The 17,959-nt window shown below is 44.7% G+C and carries 17 protein-coding genes; 7 read left to right on the top strand and 10 right to left on the bottom strand.

All coding sequences use genetic code 11. The annotated features are described in order from the left end of the window. The first annotated feature begins 157 nt into the window (after positions 1–157). The 5 genes from ACMXYS_RS05515 to ACMXYS_RS05495 all read left to right on the top strand — a co-directional run bounded on the left by ACMXYS_RS05515 (position 158) and on the right by ACMXYS_RS05495 (position 7,552). Positions 158–1,789 (top strand): diguanylate cyclase domain-containing protein, encoded by a 1,632-nt coding sequence (locus ACMXYS_RS05515; protein WP_415897864.1) that lies wholly within the window; start codon positions 158–160, stop codon positions 1,787–1,789. A gap of 205 nt (positions 1,790–1,994) precedes the next feature. Further along, entirely contained in the window at positions 1,995–2,993 is a 999-nt protein-coding gene (locus ACMXYS_RS05510) for a toxin VasX (RefSeq protein ID WP_415897863.1), read from the top strand. Continuing rightward, on the top strand, positions 2,881–5,538 hold the full coding sequence (locus tag ACMXYS_RS05505; protein ID WP_415897862.1) for a hypothetical protein: 2,658 nt from the start codon (positions 2,881–2,883) through the stop codon (positions 5,536–5,538). Before ACMXYS_RS05510 ends, ACMXYS_RS05505 begins: the two co-directional genes overlap by 113 nt. 11 nt (positions 5,539–5,549) lie before the next feature. Beyond that, positions 5,550–6,539, top strand: a complete 990-nt coding sequence (locus tag ACMXYS_RS05500) for a hypothetical protein (protein ID WP_415897861.1) — start codon at positions 5,550–5,552, stop codon at positions 6,537–6,539. Positions 6,540–6,565: 26 nt separating this feature from the next. Further along, on the top strand, positions 6,566–7,552 hold the full coding sequence (locus ACMXYS_RS05495; protein ID WP_415897860.1) for a hypothetical protein: 987 nt from the start codon (positions 6,566–6,568) through the stop codon (positions 7,550–7,552). A 290-nt stretch (positions 7,553–7,842) separates the two neighbouring features. Here ACMXYS_RS05495 and ACMXYS_RS05490 read toward each other — a convergent pair whose 3' ends face one another. The 3 genes from ACMXYS_RS05490 to ACMXYS_RS05480 all read right to left on the bottom strand — a co-directional run bounded on the left by ACMXYS_RS05490 (position 7,843) and on the right by ACMXYS_RS05480 (position 11,511). Next, a complete protein-coding gene (locus tag ACMXYS_RS05490; protein WP_415897859.1) occupies positions 7,843–8,517 on the bottom strand; it encodes a hypothetical protein in 675 nt (224 codons plus the stop codon). Positions 8,518–8,707: 190 nt separating this feature from the next. After that, the gene (htpG, locus tag ACMXYS_RS05485; protein ID WP_415897858.1) at positions 8,708–10,633 is read right to left on the bottom strand and encodes a molecular chaperone HtpG; all 1,926 of its coding nucleotides are present in this window, start codon (positions 10,631–10,633) and stop codon (positions 8,708–8,710) included. Positions 10,634–10,797: 164 nt separating this feature from the next. Then, positions 10,798–11,511, bottom strand: coding sequence for a DUF599 domain-containing protein (locus ACMXYS_RS05480; protein ID WP_415897857.1), 714 nt, complete (start codon positions 11,509–11,511; stop codon positions 10,798–10,800). A 103-nt stretch (positions 11,512–11,614) separates the two neighbouring features. Here ACMXYS_RS05480 and ACMXYS_RS05475 point away from each other — a divergent pair, with 103 nt between their 5' ends. Beyond that, positions 11,615–11,935, top strand: coding sequence for a DUF3301 domain-containing protein (locus ACMXYS_RS05475; protein ID WP_415883949.1), 321 nt, complete (start codon positions 11,615–11,617; stop codon positions 11,933–11,935). A gap of 64 nt (positions 11,936–11,999) precedes the next feature. Here the strand turns inward: ACMXYS_RS05475 and ACMXYS_RS05470 are convergent, their stop codons facing one another. From ACMXYS_RS05470 to ACMXYS_RS05460, 3 genes are all read right to left on the bottom strand, one after another. Then, positions 12,000–12,347, bottom strand: coding sequence for a hypothetical protein (locus tag ACMXYS_RS05470; protein ID WP_415897856.1), 348 nt, complete (start codon positions 12,345–12,347; stop codon positions 12,000–12,002). Between the two features lie 278 nt (positions 12,348–12,625). Beyond that, positions 12,626–12,829, bottom strand: coding sequence for a cold-shock protein (locus ACMXYS_RS05465; protein WP_415883947.1), 204 nt, complete (start codon positions 12,827–12,829; stop codon positions 12,626–12,628). 360 nt (positions 12,830–13,189) lie between these two features. Then, positions 13,190–14,656: a protein adenylyltransferase SelO gene (locus ACMXYS_RS05460; protein WP_415897855.1), complete on the bottom strand. Its 1,467-nt coding sequence runs from the start codon at positions 14,654–14,656 to the stop codon at positions 13,190–13,192. A 99-nt stretch (positions 14,657–14,755) separates the two neighbouring features. Between ACMXYS_RS05460 and ACMXYS_RS05455 the strand changes: the two genes are divergently transcribed. Continuing rightward, the gene (locus tag ACMXYS_RS05455; protein WP_415897854.1) at positions 14,756–15,079 is read left to right on the top strand and encodes an MGMT family protein; all 324 of its coding nucleotides are present in this window, start codon (positions 14,756–14,758) and stop codon (positions 15,077–15,079) included. On the opposite strand, the gene ACMXYS_RS05450 is transcribed toward ACMXYS_RS05455, so the two are convergent. The 4 genes from ACMXYS_RS05450 to ACMXYS_RS05435 form a co-directional block, all read right to left on the bottom strand. Continuing rightward, on the bottom strand, positions 15,076–16,080 hold the full coding sequence (locus ACMXYS_RS05450; protein WP_415897853.1) for a class I SAM-dependent rRNA methyltransferase: 1,005 nt from the start codon (positions 16,078–16,080) through the stop codon (positions 15,076–15,078). The two genes, ACMXYS_RS05455 and ACMXYS_RS05450, sit on opposite strands and share 4 nt — an antisense overlap. A gap of 63 nt (positions 16,081–16,143) precedes the next feature. Next, positions 16,144–16,728 carry a DNA-3-methyladenine glycosylase I gene (locus ACMXYS_RS05445; RefSeq protein WP_415894855.1) on the bottom strand — a complete coding sequence of 195 codons (585 nt, stop codon included), beginning with the start codon at positions 16,726–16,728 and terminating at the stop codon, positions 16,144–16,146. A gap of 30 nt (positions 16,729–16,758) precedes the next feature. Then, positions 16,759–17,328: a phosphoribosyltransferase gene (locus tag ACMXYS_RS05440; protein ID WP_415897852.1), complete on the bottom strand. Its 570-nt coding sequence runs from the start codon at positions 17,326–17,328 to the stop codon at positions 16,759–16,761. A gap of 91 nt (positions 17,329–17,419) precedes the next feature. Continuing rightward, positions 17,420–17,830: a hypothetical protein gene (locus tag ACMXYS_RS05435; protein WP_415897851.1), complete on the bottom strand. Its 411-nt coding sequence runs from the start codon at positions 17,828–17,830 to the stop codon at positions 17,420–17,422. Positions 17,831–17,959: the final 129 nt, after the last annotated feature.

Below are 17,959 nucleotides of genomic sequence, written 5' to 3'. Positions count from 1 at the left end.
AGCGCCAATCTCAAACAATTGTTTAATTTAAACGTATGTTTTATTCTTTTATCCTTACTTAAGACATTACGAATATTTTATTCGTAGCCGCCCCTAAAAAGGCTTTTGAACGATATTGCTCACTCAATAGAAGTTTGATCAAAATGCCAAGGTCAGTATGAACGCACAACAGAACGATCCTTCTAAGCTACATCCACAAACAGAGCTATCTCTGCTTGACCAACTCGGTGACATGATTGCCATCGTTGATCAAAACAATAGGTTTGTGGCGGTAAACAAAGGCTACGAAAACTTTTTTGGTATTCATAAAGATGCATTTATCGGCAGAACCGTTGCCGAAGTTCATGGCACAGAAGCCTATGAACAACAGATCAAAAGCGCGCTCGAACAAGCCTTTATGGGCAAAAAACATAAAGTTCGCATCAGCCAGACCTCTATCTGCCAACAGCAGCATACCTTTGAAGGCAAGCTCACCTCCTACTCCGGTTCACTGATCACTGACCTAGGCGCGATGGTGGTGTTGCACGACATCACCGACCTTATCGAAGCCCAGCAAGAACTGGAGCGCGAGCAAGAACTGCTACACACCATTATCAACGCCGTACCGGACTTTATCTTTGCCAAAAGCCCTGAAGGGGTTTATCAGCTGTGCAACAAAAGCTTTGAAGAGTTTCTAGATACGCCCTCCGAAGATATCTTAGGCCGCACCGATTACGAGCTAATGTCGAGAACCTCAGCCGAATACATTGCCAATAAAGATAAAGAAGTACGAGAAACCCTAGAAGCACAGCGTTGCGACGAATGGGTTTCCTACAAAGATGGCCGCCGCCGCTTATTAGATATGTACAAACTGCCCCTAAAAGAGAGCAATTCAAGAGAGACGGGGGTCCTAGGCATAGGCCGTAATGTTACCTTTGAGCGTGAAGCCGAGCAGAACCTACTCCTCGCCTCCTTAGTGTTTGATGCCACCCCAGATCCCTGCATCATTCTATCCGACGAAGGCGAGATCATATCCAGTAACGAAGCGGCGCAAAACCAGTTCCCTCAGCTCAAAGATAAAACGCAAAGCCTTCAACTAAATGAATTGCTATACAGCCCAGAACGTGACGCTATCGATCTGGACAGACTGACCGAATCCAATGGTAGCTGGTGCGGTGAGATCTGCAGTCACGACCACAGAACCTATTTCGCCACCCTGAACGCGGTTCAAGGCCAATCGGTACAATCCAATAAATTTGTACTGATCGTACGTGACGAAAAGACCCATAGTGCAATGGCAGACAACCTACTGACCAAAGCCTATCAAGATCCACTCACCGATTTGCCAAACCGCCGCCTCTTTTACTCCCGTCTTGAAAGTGCTATCTCCCGTGCAGAAAGACAACTAAGCCAACTGGCAGTTATCTATATCGACCTGGATAAGTTCAAACCGGTAAACGACCAATACGGCCACGCCACCGGTGATAAAGTCCTACGCGAAGTCGCTAAACGCTTAAAACACTGCTTCCGGTCCACCGATACCATTGCCCGCATCGGCGGCGATGAGTTTGTGGCCCTGATTGATATCGAAAAGCGCGAACAAGCGATCTTAGTCGCAGAGAAATGCCTAAACAGCCTAGTCGCCCCGTTTGACCTAAAACCGGCACAACATATTATTTCAGCAAGTATTGGGATTAGTATCTTCCCGGAGGATGCAGGCAGCGCAGAGATATTGATACAACGCGCAGATAAGGCGATGTATCAGGCTAAGCATTCGGCTGATACATCGGTTTGTTATTTTTCTGAGTGAGGTGGATTAGGGGCTTTCGCCGCTAAATACAGGAAGAATACTGCAAAGATCGGCTGTGGCTATGATTTCAGCCATCATTCTAAACAATGCCTATTAACACTTAAGTGCATATAGCTTAGACTCCGCATACCTAAGGCAGTGAAGCCAATAGCGTTATACACCGCGTCTGTCACCTGGCGGTTTGAGAATTAAAGGAATAATTCAGATGTCACGTCCCAAAAGCTCCTGTTTAGACTGCGATTTTTTCATCAGCGTCAATGGCGTCAGCCACGATACCACGCAGTCATTTCAATTCTACGATCACACCGATCAAGCACAACAGGAACAGATCGAAGCTAGACAGAAGTTAGTTGAAGTCGCTGGCTATAGTATTTTTAGCTGGAACTGGACACCTGAAACCGAAAAACGCAACGTGTGGCTCAGCATTGAATGTGACGAAGGCGGCCCTATCAAACTGCCCCTGTTTACCAAAGTCGATGAGCAGAAATACCAGCAGAAAGAGCATAATCACGAACAGAATTATCATCTTCAGGCGGTCGTTCCTCTAACCGTTCTTCCTAGCGTTCAACCAGCGCAATACCCAGAGCAACATATGGCTCCCATCCGCAATGGTTACCTTTATATTTTTAAAGACAACCAGTTATGGCGCGAGATTGAGGTAATAAACAAGGAAAATATAGGTCCAGAGTTTCGTGACACTCACCTTTCCCACCACCGAGAGGGCTTTGATAAACCATTTAAGAAAGAGCCGCGCAAAGCTGTTGGCAAGCCACTAAAAGATATTTGGCTGCCAACTAAAGCAAACGGTAGTTCTCAGCGTTTATATGTTGCCTATTCAGAGGTCCAGTGGAGTGCTGCGTACCTGAACTTTCTCGAAAAGCCTGAAAACAGGACCACCCTCAAACTACGTACTAGCGTTATTACTCACCAAAGCATTAATACGCTGGGTGACAAGCTGAACACCACCTTGAAGACGATGCGTCTACGTGAACCAGAGATCGAAGAACAACTTGCCGATCCCAGCCTCTATAATCGCGACCTCAGTGGCAACCACCTATACAATCTATACGACAGTGTAAGTTACGAGGTCAATGCTCTCAGGAAAGACAGCAGCGATCTCCTATCGACACTGGAGAATGTGTACTCAGCAGCGATACGAATACGGCGCCCGTGCAGCCCAATACAACAAACAATTAAATGCTGATAGTCAGGAAGACAGTCTCTGGCAAGCCCGCAGTTCAATCGACTACTTAGCAGATGCTAGAACCCGCCAGCTGAAACTTATCGTGTTAACTGATCCAATATTTGAACTCCGTCATCACACCACTATGGCCATGCAGGTTAGCTCCTGTCTGTTCCATATAATGGACGACGCTGGTCAGCAGAAATACTTTAAGAGCGCCGAACTGGTGCAACGTTTTGTCGTACCAGATAAACTGCCAAACGGTGAGGAAAACCCTAACCACAAGCACTTAGATAGTTTTAACTTCAGCCCGATTGGGGTATTTCAGCGCACACTACGCACAATAGAGCGTCAACGCTGTCATAAGGATATGGCGCAATTCCAAAATAACCTTGGCAAAACGATTAATAATCCTGCCACCGCTGCGGCAATGCGGGATTTCACCAATCTGGACCGCGGAGCGCCTGGTGCCTATCGTCTCGTCGGTAATGCTTTCCAAGCCTTGAGCCTTAACCTCGCCGCTATCGATCCGCTGCAAGACAACCAGCAACCGCAAGATTGGCCTGGCCATGGCATTATCGCCAATTTCTACAACCAAGGTATCTTCCACCCACTGCATGCTTTGCTCTACCCACCTAAGGATCAGGTTCCACTGGAAATAGCCTACACCCCACCAGCACCAATAAATGACGGCAGCGGCCTAGCAACCGCGAACAATGTGGCACGCTGGGCCGGTGACACCCTACTGCTAGATGATCAGATAGAAAACCGTGATCAGGCACTCTTACTGGGCGATAACATTAAAAGCAGCGAAAACAGTGAAGACAGCTTTGGCATCAGCCGCCGTATCCTCAATACCGCTGATGGTGTCCTCAGTGGTTTTTACACGGCTATGCTAGCGCTGCAAAACAAAGCTGCTGCCCGCGCCAGCCTTAGCCAAATGATCGAAACTGTCGAATTCAGAGCCGCCTACCTCGACAATCTCCGCCTGAGTAAGCTAATAGCACCAGACAGTATAGGAAAGGCTACCTATATTCCCACCTCCGGTGAATCAATTGCGGGTGCCTATGTAGTCGGAGTTCACAGTAAAAAGGCGGGGTTAAGTTTTGGCCTAACCGAATCACAGCGTAAGAAAACAGCCGGTAAACGTTATGGCGTACTCAGGGATAGCAACGATAAACTGCTCGCCTCAACCAATCAACGTAGCCTCAAAGGCACCAAGCTACATGGCTCTGCCGTAAGCAGCAAAGCTGATCTGCGGGCGCTAGTTGTACCGGATGATAACCCCATCACCCAAATGAAAGTTGAACAATTAGCCAAAGAGGTTGATCTGGCGGACAAACTCACTCCGCAAAGCAAAGCAGGCACTGCTGCCGGGGAATTCTACGCACAGAAAGGGGTTCCCTTCATTATTGTGGCGCTGGAGATTGTTAATTTGCAGAGGACTATGACGGGGTTTAATGAAAGGCATAGTAGCTACTATAAAACCACTGCACGAGTTAGTGCGGTGGTCGACTTAGGGGTTGCTATTGTAAATGCTTCAAACTTTTTAACCAAAGAGACCGGACTGCTGGCGAAAACAAGTACCGCCACCTTCCGAAAACTATCCCCTGCAACAGCAAGATTTCTCTCTTTCCCATCATTAAACCTTCAATTGGAACGTACGATAAGCCGACTCAAGTTTGCAGGTTTAGTCGGTGGTGCTTTAACCACAGCGGTGGCCGTATGGGATACCTGTCTGTTAATTTCCGCTCAAGATAAAGATGCCGCAGCGGCTATGGCGATGGTTGCAGTTGGTACTGGCCTATCCACCTTCGGCAGCCTCTATACTGCCACCTTCCTAATGAGCCCTCTGGGTTGGATCGGACTAACCATTGCCCTAGTAGGCTTTGGCCTCTATATGTTGTTTAAGGACAGCCCCATGGAAACCTGGCTTAAAAACGGCCCCTTTGGAGCACGTCCCGATCACACTGGTGACTATAAATATCTGCAACAACCGGACAAGGCCTGGCAGCATTTTATCAACCTTATTATGAACCTACGGATTAAAACCTATCCGATTGAGCAGATCGAGCTATCCGACGAGCTACGCAGGAAATTAACAGGCAAAGGCATTACCCACGGTGTCTGGCTCACCAGTAACCTGTTCGGTTTGAGTAAACCAGAGCACCAAACCCTGCGCTTCCATGCACGGCAGGCAATCTTAACTAGCACTACCAAAAAAACCCGAACAACCCGTGGACCGGTTAAACCAACGCTGAGCGTCGATCAAGTGGCCCCTGCGGACGCGCCTTTACTCGATCAGCAGGAGCTAGATAACGGCCAAATTTTTTTCTATCGATTTGACAATATCGTGCCTAAAAACGACGGTAAATTTTGGCCCGGAACAAGCTATACCTACGAATATCAAGCCCATTTCCATACAAGGGCCCAGCTACAGATTGGTGAACATACCTTCCCCACCCCTCCGTTAAGCAAAGAGAAAGAAGCCGGCAGCCCAAGTACCACCCCAAGCTTTACCAAAGGGGAATACTGGTGGGCCGATGAATTTGGCTGGGAACAGTAACAGGACTAATGATGAACAAAATTGAAACACCGCAAGGCCAGTATCAGAATAGCGTCTGGAACAGTCAGCACTACAGCAACCAGAAACCCCGTCCCGAACAGGGTGTCCTAACAAAGCTTCTACAAGGAGGCGATCCACTACCCTGGTGTCGAGCTAATGAAACCGTTCCTGTCAGTATGATTGAGGAACCCACACCAGCTGAGATCAAGCAACGTTTACAAGAGAATAAAGGCGAAACTCACTGGGACGAAAACCAATACAGTGCGGGCTCATTAAATAAATGGGGATTAATTTACTTTTATCTGACTGTCTTCGGTAAAGGCAACTGTACCATGTTACTGCCTGTCTTTATTATTGTATTGTTTTCATTTGTTTTTTATGACGGATGGGGCTTGTCTGAAATAGCTGATGTCTCATATGTCTATGGCATTTACGTGTTCCTCCCCTCAGGCCTAATCTGGGGCTATGCTGAAGCCTCTGAGCGTGGGTATTTACCCATGCCTTGGTTTATGAAAGCGGTCAAACATTTTACCTTCAGCCGTAGCACTGGCAGGGTGACCCGCTATAAAAACAATAAAGAGCTATACAGCCACCCTTTCTCGGAATTTGACTGCTATCTGGTCAGTAGCCCTAGTCATCAGGGAATACTCAGCTATCAACTCCACTTGGTACACCGGTATCATCGTTACTCCGACAGCATCCCTCTGCATACCTTCACCACCAGCGAACAACCGGATGAGTTCAAGCGCATCTGGAACCTGATTCAGCGCTATATGGACACCAGTCAGCCAATGCCTGATGTCCCAGAACTAGAACCAGCCAGAGCAAAAGACCCTACAACAGCTGCTTGGGATGCAAAAAACAACCGTAAGCCTGATTACTGGTTCTCCATGGATGATGTCAAGTTTGAAGAGGCACTACTTGAACTCCAAGCTGAACAACGCTTTAAGCCGACCCAAGGGCCAGAGATCGACTTATTTAATGGCGGCACTCAAGCTTGAAAACACGAAGGGATGAACGGACAGAAATGGACTTCCAACAGATAAAGCCCTATCCAGAAACAGCCTGGAACAGTGAAAATTTTGCCTGTCAGAAACCCCGCCCAGAACAGGGCATCCTGACAAAGCTTCTACAGGGCGGTGATCCGCTACCGTGGAGCCAGGCCAACGAAACCGTTCCCGTCAGTATGATTGAGGAACCCACACCAGCTGAAATCAAGCAACGTTTACAAGAGAATAATGGCGAAACCCATTGGGATGAGAACCAGTACAGTGCAGGCTCACTAAATAAATGGGGGCTAATTTACTTTTACCTTACCGCTATTTCCAAAGGGTTTTGTATTTTTATAGCTCCAATTTTCTTTGTCGTGAGTATAGGATTATTTGTTTCTGATGACTCAGTTTCAACAAATGATTTATTTCATGCAATCACTACAATGTCTCTTTTAGTTTTCCTCCCATGCGCTCTAATCTGGGGCTACTTTGAAGCCTCGGGCCGAGGATACTTGCCCATGCCTTGGTTTATGAAAGCGGTCAAACATTTTACCTTCAGCCGAAGCACTGGCAGGGTGACACGTTATAAAAACAATAAAGAACTCTACAGCCACCCTTTCTGTGAGTTTGACTGTTATCTGGTCAGCAGCCCTAGTCATCAGGGCATACTCAGCTATCAACTCCACCTGGTACACCGATATCATCGCTACTCCGACAGTATTCCCCTGCATACCTTCACCAGCAGCCAACAACCGGATGAATTAAAACGGATCTGGAACCTGATACAACGCTATATGGATACCAGCCAGCCGATGCCTGATGTCCCAGAGCTGGAACCCGGCAGAGCAAAAGACCCTACAACCGCGGCTTGGGATGCTAAAAACAACCGCAAACCAGATTACTGGTTCTCCATGGATGATGTCGAGTTTGAAGAGGCACTACTTGAACTCCAAGCCGAGCAACGCTTTATGCCTACCCAAGGCCCAGAGATCGACTTATTTAATGGCGGCACACAAGCTTGAAAACACGAACGCATGAACGGACAGAAATGGACTTCCAACAAATAAAGCCCTATCCAGAAACAGCCTGGAACAGTGAAAGTTTTGCCTGTCAAAAACCCCGCCCCGAACAGGGCGTCCTAACAAAACTTCTTCAGGGCGGCGATCCACTGCCCTGGTGTCGAACCCAAGGGTCAGGTCTTGCATTGTGCATACAACAGCAGAAAGCGCATCCAGAATACAACATGCAACAGCTGAAAGCCCATTAGTAGCGCAACATGCAAAGCCTGATCCTACTTATTGTCAACGCCTTGTTACCTACCATCATTAACTCGCTTCAGAGTTGCTCTTCTTAGAAACTCCTCAACAGTTATATTTTCACTTTGTGCTGAATTCTTGATAGCTGTATATAGCCCATACTCAAATTTAACTTCTATTTTTTTTGGTCTAAGGTCTGAAATTGCATTCCAAATAATACCTACTCCAACAGCTAATAGAATACCAACAGCGATAACCCTGGGGAGTTTTGTGTGCATAGCTCTTGACGACAATACTAGCTGTCTCGCTAAGAACGACATACCCCAAAGCAACAAGGAGAATATTGCAAATACAGAACAATAGCTTCCATATGCTCTCTCACCCGTACAAAGATATATAATAAAAATTGGAAGGGTAAACCCAAAAGTTATAAAGAATGCTGGAGAAGCAAGCTGTGATAGCCTTCTGGAAAGGTGTCTATTTTGTTTTGATAGAAAGCCAACTTCTTTAGACACAGAGACTGATAACAACTCTAGCATCGCTATTGCTAGAAACAGCGCCCCAATCGTTCCGAATGGAATGTGATCCGAAAATAAACTGGTAAGAAAGCCCCGATTCATTTGATCAGGTAAATCGACTTTGTCTAATAACCACATTGCCGTTGAGATTGCCGCACCCAGCGGGAGAAAGAATGGAATATCTTTAGAGTCCAAAGTTGTAGGGTTACTCAAAATCTGTCCTTAGAATGTAACATTTTTATAAAAGCCTAAGAGTTAGGTCTTGCATCGCGCATATAACCAAAAATATGCAACTAGCTTAAACCTACATATATCCCTGACCTAGATTCAAAGCTTAAGGTTAAGCTTAACTTACAAAAAAGCGGCTCATATAGAGCCGCTTTTTTAGAACCTAATTACTTGATCAAGCACTTAGCTCAAGTAGTAATTTGTTCAAACGCGCAACGTAGCTTGCTGGGTCGTCGAGTTGTGCACCAGCGGCTAGGCCTGCTTGATCGAATAGAACAGAAGCTAGATCACCAAAGCGGTCTTCGTCTGCTTCTTGATCTAGTTTTTCGATCAGTGGGTGCTCAGGGTTTACCTCAAATGTAGGCTTAGTGTCTGGCACTGCCTGACCTGCTGCTTCCATAATCTGGCGCATCTGAAGACCCATATCCTGCTCACCCAACACAAGACATGCTGGAGAATCAGTTAGACGGTTAGTGATGCGAACATCAGCAACTTTTTCACCTAGGCTGGTTTTCAGGCGATCAACTAGACCTTCTAGCTCTTTCGCTGCTTCTTCCTGCTCTTTCTTTTCTTCTTCAGTCGTTGTCTCTTCTAGGTCTAGCTGACCTTTAGTGACATCTTGGAAGGCTTTCTCATCGTAGTTTTGAAGCTGGCTCATCATCCAGTCATCGATACGATCAGTCATCAGCAGTACTTCGATACCTTTCTTACGGAAGATCTCCAAGTGCGGGCTGTTTTTCGCAGTATTGTAGTTATCCGCAACAACGTAATAGATCTTGTCCTGACCTTCCTGCATACGCTCAATGTATTGATCCAGAGATACATTCTGCTCTTCGCTGTCAGCATGAGTAGAAGAGAAACGCATCAACTTAAGGATCTTCTCACGGTTACCGTAGTCTTCCGCAGGACCTTCTTTTAGAACCTGACCAAACTCTTTCCAGAACGCTGCGTATTTTTCTTCATCGTTCTTACCCAGTTTGATTAGCATATCCAGTACACGTTTAGTTAGTGCGCTGCGCAGCTTATCAACGTTGGCATCTTTCTGAAGAATTTCACGAGATACGTTTAGGGATAGATCTTTAGTGTCGATAACACCTTTCATGAATCGTAGGTATAGAGGCAAGAACTCATCTGCCTGATCCATGATAAATACACGTTGCACGTATAGCTTAAGGCCTTTTGGCGCTTCACGGTTCCACAGATCGTATGGTGCACGCTCTGGCACGAACAACAGACTGGTGTATTCCATGTTACCTTCAACGCGGTTGTGCGCCCAAGTTAATGGATTACCAAAGTCGTGAGAGATGTGCTTGTAGAACTCTTGATATTCTTCTTCAGAGATCTCTGATTTGTTACGTGTCCACAGCGCTGTTGCACTGTTTACTGTTTCATCTTCTGGCTCTTCAGCAGCGGCGTCTTTCTCTTCACCCTCTTCACCGAAGCTAGGCATCGCCTCTTTCTGCATGATTACAGGGATAGAGATATGGTCAGAGTACTTACGTACCAAACCACGAAGTGCGAAACCATCTGCAAAGCTTTCTTCACCCTCTTTTAGGTGAAGTACGATGCTGGTACCGCGACCGGCTTTTTCAACTTCACCAATAGTGAATTCGCCTTCACCTTCAGATACCCAGTGAACGCCCTGCTCGGCTGGTAAACCTGCTTTACGCGTGAAAACTTCTACTTTGTCTGCAACGATGAAAGAGGAGTAGAAACCAACACCGAACTGACCAATCAACTGGCTGTCTTTGTTCTGATCGCCGGTTAACTGAGATAGGAATTGTGCTGTACCCGATTTAGCGATCGTACCTAGGTGTTCGATCACATCATCGCGGCTCATACCAATACCATTGTCCGCGATAGTTAGGGTCTTAGCTTCTTTATCAAAGCTGATGTTGATCTTTAGATCGCCATCGTTTTCATAAAGCGCGCCATTTGAAAGCGCTTCGAAACGCAATTTTTCTGCAGCGTCAGATGCGTTAGAAATTAGCTCACGCAGAAAAATATCTTTATTTGAATACAAGGAGTGAATCATCAAATGAAGCAGTTGCTTCACTTCAGTCTGGAAACCGTGAGTTTCTGTACGCGTTTCAGTAGTCATCAACACTTATCCAATATGTCTGTTATTTCTAAAACTACAGCGTCGCCCTAAAGCAACAAAACTGTAGTGGAGAACTTGCTGAACCTTAGCAAGCTCTCCGCCAATAACAGGAATATTGGGACGTGCTAAACCTTTTCAAGCGTAAAAGGAGAGGTTTTTAACTTTTATTCTCCTGCACTCATCATCAATGTTTTGAGGGTAGAAGATTTGAATTCACGACGATACAGAACGAACACAACGCCGGCTGTCAGTCCCATGAAGATCCATGGGTTGATAAACCAGCCTAAGATCGCCAAACAGAAATAGTAGGTACGCAGACCCAGGTTAAAGCTATTTGCCGCCATTGAGGTCATTTTGGCGATACGATTAGAGTGTGCATCCGCCTGCTGCTGGGAGATATGTTCTTCAGGCCCCGGGGCACCGCCAATCATGATTGAAACAAATCCATACTGCCGCAGACTCCAGGTAAATTTGAAGAAGGCGTAAACAAATAACGTAATCAGAAGAAGGATCTTCAATTCCCACTCCGCACGCGTCGCGTGGAAGGTAAACGGGATATCCGCCACAACATCAATCGCTTGTTGAGTAGAACCTAGTATGGTCATCAAGCCCGCAAGGATTAGCATGGTGGTGGATGCAAAGAAGGATACACTACGTTCTAGATTGGCAATCGCCGTTGTATCGGCAATTCGCACATCTCGGGTAAGCATCCGTGTCATCCACTCTTTTCGATACATATGTAAAACACTGGCAAGGCAAGGCGTTTCATAACTGCGTTTACGCGCGTAATACATATAGCCTTTGAAACAGATCAAAAACCATATAAGTGCTAGAAGATTAAGCCAGTTATCCATTACAAACTGGGAGATAGATGACATCTATTCGATCCTGAGTAGAAAATTAATCGTGCAATCTGAAACAACTCATTGTAAAACAAGTCACAATCAAAGGAACCCATAAATCCTTGGAAACAAGAAATCGATGTATATAGATATTGAAGCCCTCTTCTGGATCACCTTAATCATCTTTGCGATGTATCACTGGTGGCAATCGCAAAAGATTAAAGAGGTCGCACTTAGATATACCCGCAGGCAGTGTAAGGAACTTGAGCTACAGCTTCTTGATGACAATATTAACTTGAGAGGTTTTTGGCTTAAACGCGATGCTAAGGGGCAGATCCGCATCTGGCGCTCGTATAATTTCGAGTTTTCCTCAACAGGCGAAGAACGTTATAGCGGAAGGGTCGTAATTTTAGGCAAGGCAATCACCGACTTTCAGCTTGATCCCCATCGTATGCAGTAACCCCGATCAGCTCCAAAGCCCTAGTATTAACATCCATATTACTAGGGCTTTTGAATACATACCTTTATAAACTAGGGTTGTATAAAGCTTCTATCATATAGGTTGATTCAGCCTCGTCTGACATCATTTCTCCCGCCGCAGTTGGATTCATTTCAAACTGCCTATTGATAGAATCCATATCAGTCATCATTCCAGGAGTATAGCTTCTGGAATGGTTAAGCAAATCACTAATAAAGACTTCACTTACAGCAACGTCATTCGCTTCTCTCTCAGGTAGAGCATAGGCCCATAAAAGTGTTCTAGCTTGTGGGTTAAGCAAATTATGAATCATTGCATCGTGCTGAGTATGTGCTGAAGCGACACTAGGGATTAACAAAGAGAGTGCTAGAGTGGTTCCGAGTAAAAGTTTCATAATCAATACTCCGACGCAAATTACGCGCGCTTTATATCGACTTCGTTCCTTCTCCTATTCCATTACATCCAAGGGCATTAGCTGCACTTATATGGCAAGCTCAAGGAAGATTGCAGGAAGACCTACCAACTTCTTTTCCTGAGCGCTTTTATAAATATACGATTTACCGCTTAAATTGGACCATAAAGAGCGGAAATAATTCACACTGAGTAAATTTCAGGCATAAAAAAAGCAAGGCCTTAGCCTTGCTTCTTTTCAAACTGAATATCAGCTAAGGATTAAACCTTAACGATGTTCTCAGCTTGTGGACCTTTCTGGCCTTGAGTTACAGTGAACTCAACTTTCTGACCTTCAGTCAAAGTTTTGAAGCCGTCGCCTTGGATCGCAGAGAAGTGAGCGAAAACGTCTGGGCCGTTTTCCTGCTCGATGAAACCAAAACCTTTTTCTTCGTTAAACCATTTAACTGTACCAGTAGTAGACATATCTATAGTCCTATATCTTTCAGAGTAATTTTTGCCTTTTTACAGGCGGATTGTGCTGGAAGTGCTGTGATTACTTATGAAAAACAGGACGAGGTACTCATAGAACTTCGAAATGGTGTACATAAATATACGGCTTACTTTCAAGCGATCTTCATTCTATAGAGCTTTCTATGCAAAGGTCAACGAATTTTTTCCCTTAAATTCAATCATTTCAATCTTATTATACTGAGATGAATGAATCGTAATATTTGCCTAACATTTTCCCGTTTTACAGGCTTAAAACAGCAAATATTCAGAAGCGTATTTCACTCTTTTAATCTACTTATCTGAAACAGACATTCTCCTATCACAGTTAAGTCCTTAAGATGAACAAGTCAGGCAAATACCACCAGCCCATTCTGGAGTTGCTTCAGCATAGTGTTCAAAAACTGAATTATCCTGCATCGGATTTTTCAGTAAGGCCATCAGATCATTAACTAAAGTAAAATCACCATCCGTCGCAGATCGAATCGCTTCTTCGGCCATATAATTACGTAGAATGAATTGAGGATTAACCGAGCGCATTTGAGCTTTTCGAATTGGTTGACTTGCGGGCTCAATTTCCAAACGCTGTTCGTACTTCAATAGCCAAGGTGTTAAAGCTAATGGATAGCTGATCAGGTTCATCAAAGCAGCAATCGATTCATCACTACCGTCAAAATTAGAGAGAGTTCGGAAGAATCGATTCATATCGACATTTTGTTGAGCAAATAGCTGTAACAACTCTCGCACAAGATCACTATCACTCTGCTCTTCTGTCTGTAAACCTAAACGACGTCTAAACTCAGCAAGCTCAGCTTTTTTATATCGCTCGGGATAGCTATCTAATAGTGCGATTACTTCATCCTTATCAATCAATGTTAATAAGGCCTGACCTAGACAAGACAAGTTCCACTGCACTATTTCTGGCTGACGCTCAAAGGCGTAGCGGCCTTTATGATCATTATGATTACTCACGAGTTTCGGCTTATAAGTATCCAAGAAGCTGAACGGGCCATAATCAAATGTTTCACCCAGCAGCGACATATTGTCAGTATTTAGTACAGCATGAACAAAACCATAAGCTTGCCATTTAGCGACCAATTCAGCGCTGCGCTGAATCACCTCTTCATACATCGCCTGATATGGTTTATCGGCCTCTTTAAACTGCGGGTAAAAACGATCTAAACAGTAATCAGCTAGAACTTTTAACTCATCATGCTGCCGGGAGTAATACAGGTATTCAAAGTGGCCAAAGCGGACATGACATTGAGTCACACGCAAAAGAGCTGCACAGGGTTCCATCATGCCATCACGCATCGCTTGCTCTTCACTTCCAACCAACGCCAACGCGCGAGTGGTTGGAATACCAAGACCAGACATAGCTTCACTGATCAAATACTCGCGGATACTGGAGCGCAATACAGCTCGACCATCACCAAAACGAGAAAACGCAGTTTTACCTGAGCCTTTAAGGTGAAGATCCCAGCGCTCGGCTTTATTGTTTACAACCTCCCCCAGCAATAAACCACGGCCATCGCCCAATTCTGGGTTATAAACCCCAAACTGATGCCCCGTATATTTCATAGCAAGGGGCTCACTGCCCGGTAATAGCGCTTGACCACTGAAATATTTAGCAAGATCAGCATGCTGGACACTGTTAGCATCCAGATCCAGAAAAGTCGCGACATCGGGGTTAAATGCAATTAAAAAGGGACCGTTTAAGGGAGTTGGCTCTATCTGTTGATGAAACAGATTTGGCAACCGCAAGTAGCTGTTATCAAAGTTGAGGTTTTCAAGCGAAGCCATGATGATAGTATCCCTGAACTATTGGTGTAGACTTTCTATTACCCTAGCATTTTACTCAGGTACTATCATCCCCTCTCTTATAAGGTTATTTTCAGTGTTATGACTAACACCTCAAACAGCCCGAGTTACCAAGAGAAGATCTGGCATATCGTTGCCATGATCCCAGAAGGAAAAGTAGCTACCTACGGTCAGGTTGCAGAGCTGGCAGGGTTATCAAAGATGGCTCGTGCAGTGGGCAGAACACTAAGCCAATTACCTAAAGATACACAATTGCCTTGGCATAGAGTTATTAATGCTCAAGGTAAGATATCTTTCCCACAAGATAGTGAAGCTTACTTCCGTCAGAAAGAACGATTAGAAAATGAAGGGGTAAGCCTGATCAACGGTAAGATCAGGCTGAAGGATTATCGCTGGCAACCTTAAAAATGAAGCGCAGCAATCTTTAAGGGATGCTGCCCATCAACTGAAGGGAAATCAATTTCAGGTTGCAGTAGTTCGTAATCCACCACAGGCTGCCCTGCTTTATTAGCGCAGCGCTTAACCAGATCTAGCCACTCATCCATTTCTACTTTTGCAACATTGTTAGTACACACCAAAGTGCCGCCTGGTTTTGTGGATAGGATGGATGGTTTTAATACGCTTTGATAATCACGAATTAGATCTACAGTACCAAAAGGGCTTTTCGCCCAACGCGGTGGATCTAGATAAACCAGATCAAATTGTTGTTCATCAAGCTTAAGATACTGACGAGGTTTCTGACCTCTCTTTACACGTTGCTTGATTGGAATGCCTGCAAACTGTTTTGCTGCGGTAAAGAAGTCACTTTGAATAAACTCAATTCGATCTCCAGATAGCTGATTAAGCTCAGCATTCTCTCTACCTACATCTAAGTTTCGCTCAGCAAAATCAACATTTACCACTTTGGTTGCGCCCGCAGCAGCCGCACAAACACCGACACCACAGGTATAAGAGAATAAGTTCAGGACGGACTTATCTTTTGCATGTTCTTGAACGTAACGACGACCAACACGCATATCTAGAAACAGTAGCGGATCTTGTCCCGCATGTTTACCTCTCACACGGTAATTAATACCCAGCTCCTGACCAACGAGTTCTAATCCACGTTTATTATGCTCATCGTCACGGCGAGAGTTTCGTGCGCTGCGATCGTTATATACCACCTCTTCTATGTCAAATAGAGACGCGTAATGATCACTTATCAGGTCAACTTGATCGGTTGATAAAGCTTCATGAAAAGTTTGAATTAAAAGCTGCGGACCATAACGATCAATGGTTAAACCGGATATTCCCTCATTCGTACCATGAAACAGGCGGTAACAGTTGGTATTTTCAGCATGCAATTCAGGTAACAATTCAGCGCGAGCTAAATCAGCATGCTTTAAAAGGGAAGTAAGATCCGACATTTGAACATCCATAAGCAGTGAAGCACAGCATTGTACCCCTTCACTTGCCTATCAGCTAAATTTTTATCGATCCGTTCGACACCAACACTCAGCTAGATGATCGTCAACTAAACCGGCTGCTTGCATGTATGCATAGATGATTGTTGAACCGACAAAGGACATACCGCGTTTTTTAAGATCTTTAGAAAGCGCATCACTGATCTCAGTGGTCACAGGCACCTCTTCAAATTTATGCCAATGATTCACAATCTGCGTATTATCAACATAAGCCCACAGATAACTTGAAAACGAGCCAAACTCTTTTTGTATTGCACGGAAAGCTAACGCATTTTTACGCGCTGAATAGATTTTAAGCTTATTGCGGATAATCTCTGGGTTTTCACGAAGCGCTTCCAGCTCAGCATCAGTCATGTTCATAACTTTTTCGACATCAAAGTTATAAAAGGCTTTACGATACCCTTCCCTTTTACGCAAAACAGTTTCCCAACTTAGGCCGGCCTGAGCACCTTCGAGAATCAACATTTCGAAGAGTTTTTGATCATCGTCTTCTGGAATACCCCATTCATTATCATGATAATCGGCATAAAACTCTTGCCCTGGTTTATTCCCAAAGCAACGCTTCTTACCATCTCTTTCCGATACTTTCATAAGGGTTCCATGTTAATCGTAATAGGGCTGTTAAAAACGCCCTAGCTCAGCCATCTTGGCAGCGACAACCGCAAATTCGGGTTTATTCTGTAAAATTTCAGCTTGGGTCAAACCTTCAAGTTCATGAGGAAACACTAACCAATCCTGACTTTTATGCACATAGAAATCAGGCTCCGAATCGGTTTGGTTATTTGCAGGTTTGTAATATGGGGTGGCGATTTTGATCTCTGGCGTATTCTTCTTACAGGCCGCTTTTATCTGTTTTATCGTTTGCGCAATGCTGAGACCTGAATCATGTACATCATCTACGATAAGCAGAGAATCCTCAGACTCTAAACGCTTAATCAGATAAGTTAAACCATGTACTTTGATCTGTCGGCTGCGCTCACCTATACCAGTATAAGATGAGGTTCGAATTGCAATATGATCAGACTGAATGCCTAGGCAAGCTAGTACTTCCTGTACCGAGATTCCTACAGGCGCGCCCCCTCGCCAGACTCCGACGATGTAATCGGGGCGAAAACCACTCTCAAAAATCTGCAGCGCCATCTGGGTAGAATCTTCTAACAACTGCTGAGCGCTTATATAAACTTTGTTCATCAGCCCTAGTTCACTCACTAAAAAACATGAGGAGTATCATAGCCTTTCAGAACACGATTTAACAAAGCGGGAATGCTACAGGAAGGAATTTTCAAATTTGATTGGCTTGGCGCTCTTGCCAACGACGACCTTTATGAAATTTTCGTCGATCACGTCCCGAAAACTTACCACTTAGCTGAGCCCCAATTTTTTGGGCCGTAATAATATTATCGATACGCCTTTCATTTTCCGGATCACGACGATCCTCATGATGACGATAACGGCATTCACAATCTTTGGAAGCACTACAACTTGGCAGAGGAATCATTGGAGCTTTATCAGGAAAAAAACGTCGATCACCTAACTGATCAACCGCCGAACAAGGGAACAAGCCCGACTCAATCGACACAGCTCGATAACGTTTATCTGCTTTTTTATTCTGCTCACGATGAGCTTTATAGCGCTTTGTTAAGTAGATAGCCAAAATAGTGACGACCAACAACGCTAGAATCCATTCCATCATATTTCTCCCTAAATAATAAAAGCTACGCGAGCTTAAGTTAACATTAGGATTGGAGCCATTTTATTTACATAAAAACTTCCTAATATTAAGGTAGCACAAACTACTACAATTAAACTTAATATGTAAAGC

Origin of the sequence: Neptuniibacter sp. QD57_21 (assembly GCF_047778075.1) — a bacterium.
Classification (GTDB): domain Bacteria; phylum Pseudomonadota; class Gammaproteobacteria; order Pseudomonadales; family Balneatricaceae; genus Neptuniibacter.
This window is presented reverse-complemented; position numbering and strand designations above follow the sequence as displayed.

What these genes read in the sequence shown, in the direction of transcription:
- ACMXYS_RS05515 (WP_415897864.1), top strand. Translation starts at nt 158, where the DNA reads ATGAACGCACAACAGAACGATCCTTCTAAGCTACATCCACAAACAGAG.
- ACMXYS_RS05510 (WP_415897863.1), top strand. Translation starts at nt 1,995, where the DNA reads ATGTCACGTCCCAAAAGCTCCTGTTTAGACTGCGATTTTTTCATCAGC.
- ACMXYS_RS05505 (WP_415897862.1), top strand. Translation starts at nt 2,881, where the DNA reads ATGCTCTCAGGAAAGACAGCAGCGATCTCCTATCGACACTGGAGAATG.
- ACMXYS_RS05500 (WP_415897861.1), top strand. Translation starts at nt 5,550, where the DNA reads ATGAACAAAATTGAAACACCGCAAGGCCAGTATCAGAATAGCGTCTGG.
- ACMXYS_RS05495 (WP_415897860.1), top strand. Translation starts at nt 6,566, where the DNA reads ATGGACTTCCAACAGATAAAGCCCTATCCAGAAACAGCCTGGAACAGT.
- htpG (WP_415897858.1), bottom strand. Translation starts at nt 10,633, where the DNA reads ATGACTACTGAAACGCGTACAGAAACTCACGGTTTCCAGACTGAAGTG.
- ACMXYS_RS05480 (WP_415897857.1), bottom strand. Translation starts at nt 11,511, where the DNA reads ATGTCATCTATCTCCCAGTTTGTAATGGATAACTGGCTTAATCTTCTA.
- ACMXYS_RS05475 (WP_415883949.1), top strand. Translation starts at nt 11,615, where the DNA reads ATGTATATAGATATTGAAGCCCTCTTCTGGATCACCTTAATCATCTTT.
- ACMXYS_RS05470 (WP_415897856.1), bottom strand. Translation starts at nt 12,347, where the DNA reads ATGAAACTTTTACTCGGAACCACTCTAGCACTCTCTTTGTTAATCCCT.
- ACMXYS_RS05465 (WP_415883947.1), bottom strand. Translation starts at nt 12,829, where the DNA reads ATGTCTACTACTGGTACAGTTAAATGGTTTAACGAAGAAAAAGGTTTT.
- ACMXYS_RS05460 (WP_415897855.1), bottom strand. Translation starts at nt 14,656, where the DNA reads ATGGCTTCGCTTGAAAACCTCAACTTTGATAACAGCTACTTGCGGTTG.
- ACMXYS_RS05455 (WP_415897854.1), top strand. Translation starts at nt 14,756, where the DNA reads ATGACTAACACCTCAAACAGCCCGAGTTACCAAGAGAAGATCTGGCAT.
- ACMXYS_RS05450 (WP_415897853.1), bottom strand. Translation starts at nt 16,080, where the DNA reads ATGTCGGATCTTACTTCCCTTTTAAAGCATGCTGATTTAGCTCGCGCT.
- ACMXYS_RS05445 (WP_415894855.1), bottom strand. Translation starts at nt 16,728, where the DNA reads ATGAAAGTATCGGAAAGAGATGGTAAGAAGCGTTGCTTTGGGAATAAA.
- ACMXYS_RS05440 (WP_415897852.1), bottom strand. Translation starts at nt 17,328, where the DNA reads ATGAACAAAGTTTATATAAGCGCTCAGCAGTTGTTAGAAGATTCTACC.
- ACMXYS_RS05435 (WP_415897851.1), bottom strand. Translation starts at nt 17,830, where the DNA reads ATGATGGAATGGATTCTAGCGTTGTTGGTCGTCACTATTTTGGCTATC.